The organism is Pseudomonas sp. Ag1, from assembly GCF_000278565.1.
Taxonomy (GTDB): Bacteria; Pseudomonadota; Gammaproteobacteria; order Pseudomonadales; family Pseudomonadaceae; genus Aquipseudomonas.
On the sequence record NZ_AKVH01000076.1, the window covers coordinates 1 to 14,826 of the forward strand.

Here is a 14,826-nt window from a genome sequence, read left to right on the forward strand (position 1 = left end):
GGAGCGTTCTTCAACGCTGAGTTCGTGATAAGACATGGCAACACCCTACCGGAAAGGTCAGGTGTTGCACTCAGTTTTTGCCGCCGCCGAGGAAGCAAAGGTTTAAAACCTTAGTTTGCCTATGTTTTCGAGTTCTTTTGTCAGTATTTCGTTTTTAACCTCCTGTATTTTTAGTCGACGCATTTCAGCTTTTTTTGCCGCTTCGATATCGGCATTGTCTCCGCCACCAAGACTGCTGGCAGTAACCGGCTTGTTAATATCGATTTCACTCATAACATCACCTCTGAGTTGCTTGATTTAAACTTTTTGTTTGTTTATGCGTTGATGCTTAACCACGAACGTAGACCCATCATTGCCCGTCAGGCATATGAACCAAGCACATGGCTGGCCCGATCGGCGAAGTTGCTGATCATGTAGATGGCCTTTCCTTGAGTGGTTAAATGAAGATTTCAGTTCCAGAAAAAACTGATGGTCCTGGGTTTAACCTGTTCCGCCGAGTGATATATCCAGTTGTTTCATCCTGTAGTACAGCGTGCGCTTGGCAACCCCCAATTCCCCGGCTACTACATCCACGTTGCCGCCGTGACGGCGCAGCGACTCTTCAATCAGCGATTTCTCGATTTGCTGTAGCCGCGCCTTGAGGTTCATCTCTATGTCCTGATGGTCCCTCATCGACTCTGAAAGCGGCGGAAGATCCAACACAAAGCGCTTGGCTGTCGAGCGCAGTTCGCGGACGTTGCCCGGCCAGGAATGGCATAGCAATTGTTGCAGCAGCGAGCTGGATGCCAGGGGTATCGGGTATTTAAAGTACTCGGCTTCCTGGCGGACGATGTTCAGGAACAAGGGGATAATCTGCTCGCGACGTTCGCGCAGGGGAGGGAGGCTGATGCTGATTACGTTCAGGCGAAAATACAGGTCGCGCCTGAATAACCCTTGCTCGACCATTTCGTGCAGCGAATGCTGGGCGGACGCGATAACGCGCATGTCCACCGGGATAAAGCGGGTAGAACCCAATCGCTCAACGCCCCGGGACTCCAGTACCCGCAGCAGTTTGGCTTGCAGGGTGAGGGGCATGCTGTCTATTTCGTCGAGGTACAAGGTACCCAAGTGTGCGGCTTCGACAAAGCCTGCCCGTGATTGCATCGCACCGGTGTAGGCGCCGCTGTTGACCCCGAACAGTTGGCTTTCCGCCAGGCTTTCGGGAATTGCAGCACAGTTGACGGCGACGAAGTTGCCTCGCCGGCCCGATAAGCGATGGATGCGTTGGGCCTGGGTATCTTTACCGGTGCCGGTTTCCCCCAGCAAAAGTATGTCGATGTTTAAAGCCGCAGTATTGTTGATAGTGGCTTCAATGGTTGGGCATTCAGTAAATGGATCATCCGTTTCAAACGTGCTTTGATAGGAGGCCGACATATCGCTGTTGCTCCTATTGTTTCTCATTGTTTTACTGAGGGGCTTCCCTGCTGATATGGATAAGTAGAACGGAATTTAGCTGATTTGTCATTCTGTCGGAGAGTGCGAAATAGACGTTTGTGATGTGTGAAAAACCAAAAAATCTTAAGTTAAATATTATCAAGTGGGCGCTCGCTCGTGATTGCCTGATAATGGGTCGGAATAATCTTAAACTCGGGGGTGTCAGGGAGGATTGACGTATTTTTACGTATTGAGGGCTGTGGTTGTTTTATAGGGTTGCCGTATTAAGATGTCAGGGGATATTTCAGAGTCGATCTTTGTAGAAAGTTGCAAACATCGCCCACAAAAAAGCCGATGCAGTGCATCGGCTTTTTGTTTTGCGGCATAGGCCGCAGGTAAAGCTTATACGTTGAAGCGGAAGTGCATCACGTCGCCATCCTTGACGATGTATTCCTTGCCTTCCAGGCGCCATTTACCGGCTTCCTTGGCACCGGCTTCACCCTTGAACTGGATGAAGTCGTTGTAAGCGATGACTTCGGCGCGGATGAAGCCTTTTTCGAAGTCGGTGTGGATCACGCCAGCCGCTTGCGGGGCAGTGGCACCGACCTTGACGGTCCAGGCGCGTACTTCTTCAACACCGGCGGTGAAGTAGGTCTGCAGGTGCAGCATTTCGTAGCCGGCACGGATCACGCGGTTCAGGCCAGGCTCTTCCAGGCCCAGGGCCTCGAGGAACATATCTTTCTCTTCGCCGTCTTCCAGCTCGGCGATTTCCGCTTCGATCTTGTTGCAGACTGGAACAACGATAGCGCCTTCTTCTTCGGCAATGGCCAGGACCACGTCGAGCAGCGGGTTGTTCTCGAAACCGTCTTCAGCCACGTTGGCGATGTACATCACCGGCTTGGTGGTCAGCAGGTGGAAGCCCTTGATCACAGCTTTTTCGTCGGCGCTCATGCTCTTCATCAGGCTGCGTGCCGGCTTGCCCAGGGTGAAGTGGGCAATCAGTTGCTCCAGCAAGGCTTTCTGGACCACTGCGTCCTTGTCGCCGCCCTTGGCGTTACGCGTGACCTTTTGCAGTTGCTTCTCGCAGCTGTCGAGGTCGGCGAAGATCAGTTCCAGGTCGATGATCTCGATGTCGCGTTTCGGGTCGACGCTGTTGGAGACGTGAATCACGTTCTCGTCTTCGAAGCAGCGGACCACGTGGGCGATGGCATCGGTCTCGCGGATGTTGGCGAGGAACTTGTTGCCCAGGCCTTCACCTTTCGACGCGCCGGCTACCAGGCCCGCGATGTCGACGAACTCCATGGTGGTCGGCAGGATGCGCTTTGGATTCACGATGGCCGCCAGGGCGTCCAGGCGTGTATCGGGCATCGGCACGATACCGGTGTTCGGTTCGATGGTGCAGAAGGGGAAGTTCTCCGCCGCAATACCGGATTTGGTCAGGGCGTTGAACAGGGTGGACTTGCCGACGTTAGGTAGGCCGACGATGCCGCAATTGAATCCCATGGTGTTTCCCCTCGGGTAAAGAGTCAGGCCTTCTGGCTGTGCAGGTTTTTCATCGCACGGTTCCATTCACCGGCGAAGATATCCGGCAGCACGCCGAGGGCAAAATCGATGCTGGCATCGAGTTTTTCCTGTTCGGCGCGTGGCGCACGACCCAGGACGAAATTTGAAACCATACTGGCAACGCCCGGGTGGCCAATGCCAAGCCGCAGACGGTAAAACGTATTCTGATTGCCCAACTGCGCGATGATGTCGCGCAGGCCATTATGCCCGCCATGGCCGCCGCCTTGCTTGAGCTTGGCAACGCCGGGTGGCAGGTCTAGTTCGTCATGGGCCACCAGGATTTCTTCGGGTTTGATCCGGAAGAAGCCCGCAAGCGCCGCGACAGCCTGGCCGCTGCGGTTCATGTAGGTGGTGGGAATCAACAGACGAACATCCTGACCCTGATGCGAAAAGCGTCCGGTCAGGCCAAAATATTTGCGATCGGCCACAAGATTGACGCCTTGGGCGTGGGCGATACGCTCAACAAAAAGGGCCCCCGCGTTATGCCGGGTCTGTTCGTATTCGGCGCCTGGATTTCCCAGGCCAACGATCAGTTTAATGGCAGTCACGACAGGGGCCCTTCCTTTGGAGTTGTGGATAACATCGCCGTTGGTGCGGCGAAAGTGGACGACAAAAACTCATTAACCGTTAGAGGCCAACTTCGCATTCTCGCCCGCTTTCTCGCTACGTTCCGGTCCGCGATGTTTCCTCAAGCTCCGGCATTACAGAGTGAATTACTCTGCAGCGCCTTCTTCAGCTTCTGGTGCAACGCGTGGAGCGTGTACGTTTGCAACAGCTTTGTCGTCACCGTGAGCCAGTGCAACGAACTCAACGCCTTTAGGAGCCTTGAGGTCGGACAGGTGAACGATTGCGCCGATTTCCAGAGCCGACAGGTCGACTTCGATGAACTCAGGCAGGTCTTTCGGCAGGCAGGTCACTTCGATCTCGGCGATAACGTGCGAAACTTCGCCGCCTTTCTTGACCGGAGCTTCTTCACCAACGAAGTGCACAGGCACGATAGCGGTCAGTTTCTGACCAGCTACTACGCGTACGAAGTCAGCGTGCAGCACGTGGCCTTTAGCTGGGTGACGTTGCAGTGCCTTGATGATGACGTTCTGCTTGGTGCCGCCAACGTTCAGCTCGATGATGTGGCTGTAAGCCGCGTCGTTTTCGAGCAGTTTGGCGATTTCTTTAGCCAGCATGCTGATGGATTCAGGGGCTTTTTCGCCACCGTAAACTACAGCTGGAACCAGGCTTGCGAGACGACGCAGGCGGCGGCTCGCACCTTTCCCCAGGTCGGAACGCAGTTCAGCATTCAAAGTAAAATCGTTCATGTTGTATCTCCAAAATAACCACATTCGCCCTAGCGTTTGCGACCAGCGCTAAAGGCGATATGGGCAAAAAAGCCCCGCCCCGGCAGAATGCTGGGGCGGGGCGCTTTTCGTCAGGTTGATGCCGCTAAGGTTTGACCCTTAACGGAACATCGCGCTGATCGATTCTTCGTTGCTGATGCGGCGAACCGCTTCGGCAACTACCGGTGCGATATCCAGTTGACGGATACGCGAACAGGCTTGAGCGGCAGCGGACAACGGGATGGTGTTAGTCACCACCAGTTCGTCCAGCATTGAGTTCTCGATGTTCTCGATCGCTCGGCCCGACAGCACAGGGTGTGTGCAGTAGGCGAAGACTTTTGCTGCACCGTGCTCTTTCAAGGCTTTCGCCGCGTGGCACAGGGTGCCGGCGGTGTCGACCATGTCATCAACCAGAATACAGGTACGCCCTTCGACATCACCGATGATATGCATCACTTCAGAGTGATTGGCTTTCTCGCGGCGTTTGTCGATGATCCCGAGATCCACGCCCAGGGATTTGGCAACAGCCCGTGCACGCACGACGCCACCAATGTCCGGGGACACGATCATCAGGTTTTCAAAGCGCTGGTCTTCGATGTCATCCACCAGGACGGGGGAGCCGTAGATGTTATCTACCGGAATATCGAAGAACCCCTGGATTTGGTCAGCGTGCAGGTCAACCGTGAGAACACGGTCGATACCTACCACGGTCAGCATGTCAGCAACGACTTTCGCGCTGATAGCCACACGTGCGGAACGCGGACGGCGATCCTGACGGGCATAACCAAAGTAAGGGATTACAGCTGTGATTCGAGTCGCTGAGGAGCGGCGGAAGGCATCAGCCATCACGACGAGTTCCATCAGGTTATCGTTGGTCGGAGCGCAAGTCGGCTGAATAATGAAGACATCTTTACCGCGGACGTTTTCATTGATCTCGGCTGTAATTTCGCCGTCGGAGAATTTACCGACAGAGATGTCACCGAGAGGGATATGCAGCTGACGTACAACACGCCGAGCCAGATCGGGGTTAGCATTCCCCGTAAAGACCATCATCTTGGACACGCGCAGTACCTAGAGGCTGAGGGTAACCTGGATGAGTATAGAAAATGGCAGGGGCGGCTGGATTCGAACCAACGCATGGCAGGATCAAAACCTGCTGCCTTACCGCTTGGCGACGCCCCTGTATCTGTTGCAACGAGTACCCAGTACTCGGTTCCTTTAGAGCAGACTTTGCAGCTTGCGATGCAACATCGAAACGTTGCTTCCCTTTGCTACAAACCCTGTAAGGGTCTCTGTAAGAAGGGCCGAGACTTTATCAGCTTCAGCTTTGCTTGGGAAGCCCCCAAACACACAACTTCCAGTTCCGGTTAATTTTGCTTCGGTAAAATTACCTAACAAATTCAAAGCGTTACGTACATCTGGGTAACGCCTTGCTACAACCGGTAAGCAGTCATTTCGACTGTTTCCCTTGGGAACGGGGCGCACTTTAATGGGAGGAGAGTTACGTGTCAACAGTGGATCTGAAAAAATTTCTGCTGTACTTACAGATACTTGCGGAACAAGCACGACATACCACGGCTCTTCGGGGTCTACAGGGGTGAGTTTCTCCCCCACGCCTTCGGCAAAAGCGGCGTGCCCACGCACGAAAACCGGGACGTCCGCGCCCAGTGTCAGGCCCAGCGCCGCCAGGCGATCGTGGTCCCAACCCAGTTGCCACAAGTGATTCAGGCCGAGCAATGTCGTTGCGGCATTTGAGCTGCCGCCACCGATGCCGCCGCCCATGGGCAGGATTTTTTCGATCCAGATGTCGATGCCCAACGGGCAACCGGATTGTTCCTGGAGTTTTTTCGCGGCCTTCACAATCAGGTTGCTGTCGTGAGGCACGCCGTCGAATTCGGTGTGCAACTGGATCACGCCGTCATCGCGAACGGCGAAGGTCAGCTCATCGCCGTAGTCGAGAAATTGAAAAATCGTCTGCAACTCGTGATAGCCGTCTTCACGGCGACCGAGAATGTGCAGCATCAAATTCAGTTTGGCCGGGGACGGCAGGGTCAGGCGTTGCTCGTTCATCTCACTGCCCCAGCTTGCGCGGTTGCCAGTCCTTGATCACCAGCGTGACGTCAAGGTCGGTGCCATGCAGCTTGATGCGCTCGGGCAGCCAGTAACCGTTCTGTTGCACATAGCTCAGGTATTCGACCTGCCAGCCATCCTGTTCCAGCGAAGCCAGGCGGCTGTCGCCATTGAGGCTCAGGCGGCTCTTGCTGTCTGGCGCAGGAAGACCGCGTACCCACCACACCAGGTGCGATACGGGGAGTTTCCAGCCCATCTGTTCTTCCAGCAGGGCTTCCGGCGTTGGCGCTTCATAGCGGCCCTGATTGGCCACTTCCAGGCTGACTTGCCCCGGCCGGCCGGTCAGGCGTGCCGCACCGCGGCCCAGCGGGCCAGACAGGCGAATGTCGTAATAGTCCTGGCGTTGCAGCCAGAACAAGGTGCCGCTGCCCGAATCTTTCGGGGCGCGAATGCCCACCTTGCCCTCGATCTGCCAGCCATCAAGGCTGCTCAGTTGATCCTTGTGCTGCTGCCACTGCGCCGGGTTGCCCGGGCCTTCGACAGATTCACGGGTGCCAAGACCGGAACAGCCGGCAAGCAGGGCAATAAAGCTGAAAACGATAACGTGGCGCAAAAACATAAAGTTAAAGGGTCTCGGATCCGGTCAGGCGCTTGATGGTGCTGCGCAGGATTGGGCTTTCGGGCTGTTCCTTGAGGAACTTCTCCCAGATTTGTCGCGCTTCACGCTGCTTGCCATTGGCCCAGAGCACTTCGCCCAGGTGTGCGGCGACTTCCTGGTCGGGGAAGCGCTCCAGCGCCTGGCGCAGCAAGCGTTCGGCTTCGTCCAGGTTGCCCAGGCGGTAATTCACCCAGCCGAGGCTGTCGAGTACGGCCGGGTCTTCCGGGTTGAGCTGGTGAGCCTTTTCAATCAGCTCCTTGGCTTCGGCGTAACGCGTTGTACGGTCGGACAAGGTGTAACCCAGGGCGTTCAGTGCCATGGCATTGTCCGGGTCGCGCTTGATGATAAGGCGCAGGTCTTTTTCCATCTGCGCCAGGTCATTGCGTTTTTCCGCCTGCATGGCGCGGGTGTACAGCAGGTTCAAGTCGTCCGGATACTGCAGCAAGGCTTGCTGGAGGATTTTCCAGGCGCGATCGCCCTGCTTGTTGGCCGACAAGGTCTCGGCCTGGATCAGGTACAGCTGGATCGCGTAGTCCGGTTCGGCATCCCGTGCGGCAGCCAGGCGTTTTTCCGCCTCGTCGGTGCGGCCGTTGTTCATCAGGATATCGGCCTGGCGCAGTTGCGCCGGCAGGTAGTCATTGCCGGCGCCGACCTGGGCGTATTCAAGCAATGCAGCCTGCGGGTCGTTACGCTCTTCAGCGATACGGCCCAGGTTCAGGTGCGCCGAATCCACGTGGCTCTCGCGGGCGATCAGGTCTTCCAGGTAACCCTTGGCCTCATCCCAGGCCTTGGCTTCCAGGCACACCAGCGCCAGGGAGTAGCGCAATTCGTCATCGTCCGGGTATTGCTGCACGAGGTTGGCGAACTGCACCTTGGCGTCTTCCATGCGGTCCTGTTCAACCAGCATGCGGGCATAGGTCAGCAGCAGGCGTTTGTCGCCCGGGTACTTCTTGATGCTTTTTTCCAGCAGCGGAATCGCTTCCTTGCCGCGGTTGAGGTTTTGCAGCAGGCGGGCGCGCAGCAGGATCGGCGCAATCTCGCCCTCTTCCGGCGGGTGTTGCTCCAGCAGCTTCAGCGCAGCCTCGGGCTCATCATCCTGTTGCAACAACAGCGCCTTGCCGAAAATCAGCTGGCTGTTGTTCGGGTGTTTTTGCAGCAGGCGGTCGAAACTCTTCATCAGGCCGTTGCGGGTGTCCTGATCGGTGTCGGCGGCCGACAGCGCGAGGAAGTCGAAATGCGTGTCGCCCTTGCCCTGCAGGACCTTCTCCATATACACCATGGAGTCGTCATAGCGTCCGGCGCGGGCCAGTTGAATGGCCGCTGCCCGTTGCGCCTCGAGATCGTCCGGGGCGTTTTTCGCCCAGATCAGCGAGGAGTCCAGGGCCGCCTGATCGGCGCCCAGGTACTCGGCGATGCGAAACGCCCGCTCCGAAATCCCCGGATCCTGAGTATTGATGGCCTGGGTCACGTAGTTATCCAGGGCAATGTCGAAACGATTGCGCTGGCCGGCCAGCTCCGCGCTCAGCAGGCTGAAGATCGTCTCTTCACTGAACGAGGAATAAACCTTGGGCTTTTCAGGGGCGGGGGTGCTGTCTTCTACCGGCGGCGTACCGTCCGGCGACACGGGTGCCATGGCCTGGCAGCCGCTGAGAAAGACAAAAGCAAGGAGCAACGCGGAAGATCTATTCATATAGGAAGAGGACGACTAACCTGCGGTCGGATCATCATGACACAAGCCTTCGGCCAAACATAACCGTGTAGGAGCGAGCTTGCTCGCGAAGAACCAGAGGACAACGCGTTTTATCCCGTAAGCCAGCGTTATCGTTAACGACCATCGCGAGCAAGCTCGCTCCTACAGATGGCCTTTATAGGCGTAAGCTACTAGGACAATAGCCTACGGTGGTTGTTCTGAATCATTCGAAGTAGGACAATTGTCGGCTTCCCGACATCATCAGCGATATTGAATGGCCTTCCTTGCACTCGGTATTAACCACAAGACTGCTTCTGTAGACGTCCGCGAGCGCGTGGCTTTTACTCCCGAGCAGTTGGTTGAGGCCTTGCAGCAGCTCTGCCGGCTCACCGACAGTCGCGAAGCTGCGATCCTTTCGACCTGTAATCGCAGCGAGCTCTATATAGAGCAGGAACATCTTTCAGCGGATGTGGTGCTGCGCTGGCTGGCCGATTACCACCATTTGAGCCTCGATGAGCTGCGCCAAAGCTCATATGTGCACGAAGAGGATGCGGCAGTTCGTCACATGATGCGCGTCGCCTCCGGGCTGGATTCGCTGGTGTTGGGCGAACCGCAGATTCTCGGCCAGATGAAGTCCGCCTACGCCGTGGCCCGCGAGGCCGGCACCATCGGCCCGCTGCTGGGGCGCCTGTTCCAGGCCACCTTCAACTCCGCCAAGCAGGTGCGCACCGACACCGCCATCGGTGAAAACCCGGTGTCCGTGGCGTTTGCCGCCGTCAGCCTGGCCAAACAGATTTTCAGTGACTTGCAGCGCAGCCAGGCCCTGCTGATCGGCGCCGGCGAGACCATCACCCTGGTCGCCCGCCACCTGCACGAACTGGGCGTAAAGCGCATTGTCGTCGCCAACCGTACCCTGGAACGCGCCAGCATCCTGGCCGAGCAGTTCGGTGCCCACGCGGTGTTGCTCTCCGACATCCCGGCCGAGCTGGTGCGCAGCGACATCGTTATCAGTTCTACTGCCAGCCAGTTGCCGATCCTCGGCAAGGGCGCGGTGGAAAGCGCCCTGAAACTGCGCAAGCACAAGCCGATCTTCATGGTGGATATCGCCGTTCCCCGGGATATCGAGCCTGAAGTCGGCGAGTTGGACGACGTTTACCTCTACAGCGTCGACGACCTGCACGAAGTGGTCGCCGAAAACCTCAAGAGTCGCCAGGGCGCTGCCCAGGCTGCCGAGGAAATGGTCAGCACCGGTGCCGACGATTTCATGGTGCGCCTGCGTGAACTGGCGGCAGTGGACGTGCTCAAGGCCTACCGTCAGCAAGGCGAACGCCTGCGGGACGAGGAATTGATCAAGGCCCAGCGTATGCTCGCCAACGGCAGCAGCGCCGAAGACGTGCTGATGCAACTGGCGCGCGGCCTGACCAACAAATTGCTGCACGCTCCCAGTGTCCAGTTGAAAAAGCTTACCGCCGAAGGCCGCCTCGATGCGCTGGCCATGGCCCAGGAACTCTTTGCCCTCGGTGAGGGCGCGACAGAAAGCTCTTCGGATAAAAAACCGCAATGAAAGCGTCACTGCTCAATAAACTGGACGTCCTTCAGGACCGTTTCGAAGAACTGACCGCCTTGCTCGGCGATGGCGAGGTCATCTCCGATCAGACCAAGTTCCGCACCTATTCCAAGGAGTACGCGGAAGTTGAGCCGATCGTGGGCACCTATAAACAGTTGCTCAAGGTTCAGGCTGACCTCGAAGGCGCCCAGGCGCTGCTCAAGGACAGCGACCCGGACATGCGCGAAATGGCCGTTGAAGAAGTGCGAGAGGCCAAGGACAAGCTGATCGAACTGGAAGGCGACCTGCAACGCATGCTGTTGCCCAAGGACCCCAACGACGGGCGCAACGTGTTCCTTGAAATCCGCGCCGGCACCGGCGGTGACGAAGCGGCGATTTTCTCCGGCGACCTGTTCCGCATGTATTCGCGCTATGCCGAGCGTCGCGGCTGGCGTGTGGAGATCCTGTCCGAGAACGAAGGCGAACACGGCGGCTATAAAGAAGTCATCGCCCGGGTTGAGGGGGAGAATGTCTACGGCAAACTGAAGTTCGAATCCGGCGTGCACCGCGTGCAGCGGGTGCCGGCCACGGAATCCCAGGGCCGTATCCACACCTCGGCGTGCACCGTGGCCGTGTTGCCCGAGCCCGACGAGCAGGAAGCCATCGAGATCAACCCGGCAGACCTGCGGGTCGACACCTACCGCTCATCGGGCGCCGGTGGCCAGCACGTCAACAAGACTGACTCGGCGATCCGTATCACTCACTTGCCTTCGGGCATCGTGGTGGAGTGCCAGGAAGAACGTTCCCAGCACAAGAACCGTGCGCGGGCCATGTCCTGGCTGTCGGCCAAGCTGAATGACCAGCAGACCAGCGCTGCCGCCAATGCGATTGCCAGCGAGCGTAAGTTGCTGGTGGGCTCGGGCGACCGTTCCGAGCGCATTCGTACCTACAACTTTGCCCAGGGCCGGGTCACCGACCATCGCGTCAACCTGACGCTGTACTCCCTGGACGAAATCCTCGCCGGTGGCGTCGATGCGGTAATCGAGCCGTTGTTGGCCGAATACCAGGCCGACCAGCTTGCGGCGATAGGTGAATAAATGACCATTATTGCCAGTTTGTTACGCGCCGCCGACCTGCCGGACTCGCCGACTGCGCGCCTGGACGTGGAATTGTTGCTGGCCGCCGCCTTGGGCAAGTCCCGCAGCTACCTGCACACCTGGCCGGAAAAAATCGTCAGCAGTGAACACGCGCTGACCTTTGCCGACTACCTGCAACGCCGTCGTGCCGGCGAGCCCGTGGCCTACATCCTCGGCCAGCAAGGCTTCTGGAAGCTCGACCTGGAAGTGGCACCGCACACGCTGATCCCGCGTCCGGAAACCGAGATGCTGGTGGACGCCGCCCTGGAATTGCTGCCTGCCACACCGGCCAAGGTCCTGGACCTGGGCACCGGCAGCGGCGCGATTGCCCTGGCCCTGGCCAGCGAACGCCCGGCCTGGCAAGTGACGGCGGTCGACCGCGTGCTGGAAGCCGTGGCCCTGGCCGAACGCAACCGCCAGCGCCTGCACCTGAACAACGCCACGGTGCTGAACAGCCATTGGTTCAGTGCCCTCGAAGGCCACACTTACAACCTGATCATCAGCAACCCACCTTATATAGCCGACACCGACCCGCACCTGGTGGCCGGTGACGTGCGCTTTGAACCGGCCAGCGCGCTGGTATCCGGGCATGACGGCCTGGACGACCTGCGGCTGATCATCGCCCAGGCGCCTGCGCACCTCGACGCCGCGGGTTGGTTGTTGTTGGAACACGGTTATGACCAGGCGCCCGCCGTGCGCGACCTGCTGCAGGGGGAAGGCTTTGAAGAAGTCCACAGCCGCATCGACCTGGGCGGCCACGAACGCATCACGTTGGGACGCCGCCCGTGATGAACGACCAGGAGCTGTTGCGCTATAGCCGGCAGATTCTGTTGCAGCATGTCGACATCGAAGGCCAGTTGCGCCTGAAAAACAGCCGCGCGCTGATCGTCGGCCTGGGTGGCCTCGGTTCGCCGGTGGCGCTGTACCTGGCGGCGGCGGGTGTGGGTGAGCTGCATTTGGCGGATTTCGACACTGTCGACCTGACCAACCTGCAACGCCAGATCATTCACGACACCGACAGCGTCGGCCTGAGCAAGGTCGACTCGGCGATTCGCCGCCTGAGCGCGATCAATCCTGAAATACAGCTGGTTGCCCATCGCAGCGCGCTGGATGAGGATTCCCTCGCGGCCGCCGTGGCGGTGGTCGATGTGGTACTGGACTGCAGCGACAACTTCTCCACCCGCGAAGCGGTCAACGCTGCGTGTGTCGCTGCCGGCAAGCCTTTGGTGAGCGGTGCGGCGATTCGCCTCGAAGGCCAGCTGTCGGTGTTCGACCCTCGTCGCGCCGAAAGCCCCTGCTACCACTGTTTATACGGGCACGGCAGCGACGCCGAACTGACCTGCAGCGAAGCCGGTGTCATCGGCCCGCTGGTGGGTTTGGTCGGCAGCCTGCAAGCCCTGGAAGCCTTGAAATTGCTGGCCGGTTTCGGCGAGCCGTTGGTGGGGCGGCTGTTGTTGATCGACGCCCTGACCACGCGTTTTCGCGAGTTGCGGGTCAAGCGCGATCCCGGTTGCAGCGTCTGCGGTAGCCAGCATGGTTAAGGATGCGCCGATTGGTGTGTTCGACTCCGGTGTCGGCGGCCTGTCGGTGCTGGACGAAATCCAGCGGCTGCTGCCCCATGAGTCGCTGCTGTACGTGGCGGATGGCGGGAATATCCCCTACGGCGAGAAAACCCCGGCGTTCATCCTCGATCGTTCGCGACAGGTGGCGGCGTTCTTCCGTGAGAAGGGCGCCAAAGCGTTTGTGATTGCCTGCAACACGGCGACCGTTGCGGCGGTTGCCGATTTGCGCCAGGACTATCCCGACTGGCCATTGGTGGGCATGGAACCGGCAGTCAAACCCGCGGCCGCCGCGACCCGCAGTGGCGTCGTCGGCGTGCTGGCGACCACCGGCACCCTGCAAAGCGCCAAGTTCGCCGCCTTGCTCGACCGCTTCGCCACCGATGTGCGGGTGATCACCCAACCCTGCCCGGGCCTGGTGGAGCTGATCGAAACCGGCGACCTGGACAGCCCGGCCCTGCGCCTGCTGTTGCAAGGCTACGTGGAGCCGCTGATTGCGGCCGGTTGCGACACCATCATCCTCGGCTGCACCCACTACCCGTTCCTCAAGCCCCTGCTCGCCGAGATGCTCCCGCCGACGATCATTTTGATCGACACCGGGGCGGCAGTAGCGCGTCAATTGCAGCGTCTTTTGAGTGATCGCGAACTGCTGGCCACTGGCAATCCGCCGCCTGTACAGTTCTGGACCAGCGGCGATCCGCAGCATCTAAGAAATATCCTACCGACCCTATGGAAATCTCCCGGAGTTGTGAGTAGTTTTGGCGTGTGAAAAAAACGTGAAATAACGCCTTTATCCGCTGAACTTCTGGCTATACGGCGGCTTCTATAGCAAGTTAGCCGATACAAAATCATACAACTTCGTTCGGAAGGGATGTTTCTCTATGAAGCGCTTGTTCTGTTTGGCTGCGATTGCGGCCGCAATGTTGGGGCACTCTTTTTCCGCACAGGCGGCAGGCCTGGAACTTGGGGTGGGAAGTACGAGCGATTCGACCATGACCTATCGGTTGGGGCTGACCTCGGACTGGGATAAAAGCTGGTGGCAGACCGATACGGGGCGCGTGACCGGGTACTGGAGCGGCGCCTACACCTACTGGGACGGTGACAAGCGCGCCAGTGTCAGCAGCCTGTCGTTCTCGCCCGTGTTTGTGTATGAGTTTGCCGGGGAGAGGGTGAAGCCGTACATCGAGGCCGGCGTGGGTGTGGCCGTGTTCTCCCGCACGCGGGTAGAAGACAACAATATCGGCCAGGCTTTCCAGTTTGAAGACCGGCTGGGCTTTGGCTTGCGCTTTGTCGGTGGCAGTGAAGTGGGCATTCGGGCCACCCATTACTCCAATGCCGGGATCAGCAGCAATAATGATGGTGTAGAGAGTTATTCGCTGCACTACACGCTGCCGTTGTAGTTTTTTAAGCACACTGCAAAACCATTGTGGGAGCGGGCTTGCTCGCGAAAGCGGTATATCAGCCACGAATCAGTTGACTGACACACCGCTTTCGCGAGCAAGCCCGCTCCCACATTGGCTACTCATTGGTTCCGAAATCAGCGATACACCGTCGCAATCCCCTGGCGCTCATCGATGCACTCCGGCGCGCCCATCTCGAATTCCCGGCAGATCAGCGGCCGCTTCTCGTAAATCGTGCACATCATCGTGTCGCGATCCAGCGCCGCGCACCAGCCGTCATCCAGGCGCAGCATGACTTCGCCGCCCCAATCGTCGGTATCGATAAAGCGATCGGGCACGCCGGTATCAGTGATCAGCATGACTTCCAGCTGGCAGCAGCACGCGGCGCAGGTGGAGCAGGTGACGGCAGGTTCGGCGATTTGGGTATGGGGGATGTTGGTCATAGGCGCGCAGTGTAAGG

Annotated in this window: 16 protein-coding genes and 1 tRNA gene; 6 read left to right on the top strand and 11 right to left on the bottom strand. The window is 58.5% G+C overall.

Features of this window, described 5'->3' with window-relative positions:
• Positions 1 to 102 precede the first annotated feature (102 nt).
• The 10 genes from A462_RS34205 to A462_RS26105 form a co-directional block, all read right to left on the bottom strand.
• Positions 103 to 273 carry a hypothetical protein gene (locus A462_RS34205; protein ID WP_157222825.1) on the bottom strand — a complete coding sequence of 57 codons (171 nt, stop codon included), beginning with the start codon at positions 271 to 273 and terminating at the stop codon, positions 103 to 105.
• Positions 274 to 480: 207 nt separating this feature from the next.
• Entirely contained in the window at positions 481 to 1,413 is a 933-nt protein-coding gene (locus tag A462_RS26145) for a sigma 54-interacting transcriptional regulator (protein WP_008432254.1), read from the bottom strand.
• Between the two features lie 402 nt (positions 1,414 to 1,815).
• The gene (gene ychF, locus A462_RS26140; RefSeq protein WP_008432257.1) at positions 1,816 to 2,916 is read right to left on the bottom strand and encodes a redox-regulated ATPase YchF; all 1,101 of its coding nucleotides are present in this window, start codon (positions 2,914 to 2,916) and stop codon (positions 1,816 to 1,818) included.
• Positions 2,917 to 2,939: 23 nt separating this feature from the next.
• On the bottom strand, positions 2,940 to 3,524 hold the full coding sequence (pth, locus tag A462_RS26135; RefSeq protein ID WP_003208389.1) for an aminoacyl-tRNA hydrolase: 585 nt from the start codon (positions 3,522 to 3,524) through the stop codon (positions 2,940 to 2,942).
• A 165-nt stretch (positions 3,525 to 3,689) separates the two neighbouring features.
• Positions 3,690 to 4,289 (bottom strand): 50S ribosomal protein L25/general stress protein Ctc, encoded by a 600-nt coding sequence (locus tag A462_RS26130; RefSeq protein ID WP_003208391.1) that lies wholly within the window; start codon positions 4,287 to 4,289, stop codon positions 3,690 to 3,692.
• Positions 4,290 to 4,427: 138 nt separating this feature from the next.
• Positions 4,428 to 5,369: a ribose-phosphate pyrophosphokinase gene (locus A462_RS26125; protein ID WP_003208392.1), complete on the bottom strand. Its 942-nt coding sequence runs from the start codon at positions 5,367 to 5,369 to the stop codon at positions 4,428 to 4,430.
• A gap of 45 nt (positions 5,370 to 5,414) precedes the next feature.
• Positions 5,415 to 5,489: transfer RNA gene (locus A462_RS26120), tRNA-Gln, on the bottom strand.
• A 36-nt stretch (positions 5,490 to 5,525) separates the two neighbouring features.
• Positions 5,526 to 6,377 carry a 4-(cytidine 5'-diphospho)-2-C-methyl-D-erythritol kinase gene (gene ispE / locus A462_RS26115; RefSeq protein WP_003208395.1) on the bottom strand — a complete coding sequence of 284 codons (852 nt, stop codon included), beginning with the start codon at positions 6,375 to 6,377 and terminating at the stop codon, positions 5,526 to 5,528.
• 1 nt (position 6,378) lies between these two features.
• Positions 6,379 to 6,996 carry a lipoprotein insertase outer membrane protein LolB gene (lolB, locus tag A462_RS26110; RefSeq protein ID WP_008432261.1) on the bottom strand — a complete coding sequence of 206 codons (618 nt, stop codon included), beginning with the start codon at positions 6,994 to 6,996 and terminating at the stop codon, positions 6,379 to 6,381.
• Positions 6,997 to 7,000: 4 nt separating this feature from the next.
• Entirely contained in the window at positions 7,001 to 8,725 is a 1,725-nt protein-coding gene (locus A462_RS26105) for a tetratricopeptide repeat protein (protein WP_008432263.1), read from the bottom strand.
• Positions 8,726 to 8,999: 274 nt separating this feature from the next.
• Between A462_RS26105 and hemA the strand changes: the two genes are divergently transcribed.
• From hemA to A462_RS26075, 6 genes are all read left to right on the top strand, one after another.
• Positions 9,000 to 10,289 (top strand): glutamyl-tRNA reductase, encoded by a 1,290-nt coding sequence (gene hemA / locus A462_RS26100; RefSeq protein WP_008432265.1) that lies wholly within the window; start codon positions 9,000 to 9,002, stop codon positions 10,287 to 10,289.
• Positions 10,286 to 11,368 (top strand): peptide chain release factor 1, encoded by a 1,083-nt coding sequence (gene prfA, locus A462_RS26095; RefSeq protein ID WP_003208405.1) that lies wholly within the window; start codon positions 10,286 to 10,288, stop codon positions 11,366 to 11,368. Before hemA ends, prfA begins: the two co-directional genes overlap by 4 nt.
• A complete protein-coding gene (prmC, locus tag A462_RS26090; protein ID WP_008432267.1) occupies positions 11,369 to 12,196 on the top strand; it encodes a peptide chain release factor N(5)-glutamine methyltransferase in 828 nt (275 codons plus the stop codon). It abuts the gene before it with no gap.
• A complete protein-coding gene (locus A462_RS26085) occupies positions 12,193 to 12,948 on the top strand; it encodes a molybdopterin-synthase adenylyltransferase MoeB (protein WP_008432269.1) in 756 nt (251 codons plus the stop codon). Before prmC ends, A462_RS26085 begins: the two co-directional genes overlap by 4 nt.
• Positions 12,941 to 13,735, top strand: a complete 795-nt coding sequence (murI, locus tag A462_RS26080; RefSeq protein WP_008432270.1) for a glutamate racemase — start codon at positions 12,941 to 12,943, stop codon at positions 13,733 to 13,735. The genes A462_RS26085 and murI overlap by 8 nt, the downstream gene beginning before the upstream one ends.
• 112 nt (positions 13,736 to 13,847) lie before the next feature.
• The gene (locus A462_RS26075; protein ID WP_003208415.1) at positions 13,848 to 14,366 is read left to right on the top strand and encodes an acyloxyacyl hydrolase; all 519 of its coding nucleotides are present in this window, start codon (positions 13,848 to 13,850) and stop codon (positions 14,364 to 14,366) included.
• 137 nt (positions 14,367 to 14,503) lie between these two features.
• Here the strand turns inward: A462_RS26075 and A462_RS26070 are convergent, their stop codons facing one another.
• Positions 14,504 to 14,809, bottom strand: coding sequence for a YkgJ family cysteine cluster protein (locus A462_RS26070; protein WP_003208416.1), 306 nt, complete (start codon positions 14,807 to 14,809; stop codon positions 14,504 to 14,506).
• Positions 14,810 to 14,826: the final 17 nt, after the last annotated feature.

Bases quoted from the DNA above. Each gene is read 5' to 3' on its own strand.
- prfA (WP_003208405.1), top strand. From the start codon at position 10,286: ATGAAAGCGTCACTGCTCAATAAACTGGACGTCCTTCAGGACCGTTTC.
- A462_RS26070 (WP_003208416.1), bottom strand. From the start codon at position 14,809: ATGACCAACATCCCCCATACCCAAATCGCCGAACCTGCCGTCACCTGC.
- ychF (WP_008432257.1), bottom strand. From the start codon at position 2,916: ATGGGATTCAATTGCGGCATCGTCGGCCTACCTAACGTCGGCAAGTCC.
- A462_RS26130 (WP_003208391.1), bottom strand. From the start codon at position 4,289: ATGAACGATTTTACTTTGAATGCTGAACTGCGTTCCGACCTGGGGAAA.
- hemA (WP_008432265.1), top strand. From the start codon at position 9,000: ATGGCCTTCCTTGCACTCGGTATTAACCACAAGACTGCTTCTGTAGAC.
- murI (WP_008432270.1), top strand. From the start codon at position 12,941: ATGGTTAAGGATGCGCCGATTGGTGTGTTCGACTCCGGTGTCGGCGGC.
- A462_RS26145 (WP_008432254.1), bottom strand. From the start codon at position 1,413: ATGTCGGCCTCCTATCAAAGCACGTTTGAAACGGATGATCCATTTACT.
- A462_RS26105 (WP_008432263.1), bottom strand. From the start codon at position 8,725: ATGAATAGATCTTCCGCGTTGCTCCTTGCTTTTGTCTTTCTCAGCGGC.
- lolB (WP_008432261.1), bottom strand. From the start codon at position 6,996: ATGTTTTTGCGCCACGTTATCGTTTTCAGCTTTATTGCCCTGCTTGCC.
- A462_RS34205 (WP_157222825.1), bottom strand. From the start codon at position 273: ATGAGTGAAATCGATATTAACAAGCCGGTTACTGCCAGCAGTCTTGGT.
- A462_RS26075 (WP_003208415.1), top strand. From the start codon at position 13,848: ATGAAGCGCTTGTTCTGTTTGGCTGCGATTGCGGCCGCAATGTTGGGG.
- prmC (WP_008432267.1), top strand. From the start codon at position 11,369: ATGACCATTATTGCCAGTTTGTTACGCGCCGCCGACCTGCCGGACTCG.
- ispE (WP_003208395.1), bottom strand. From the start codon at position 6,377: ATGAACGAGCAACGCCTGACCCTGCCGTCCCCGGCCAAACTGAATTTG.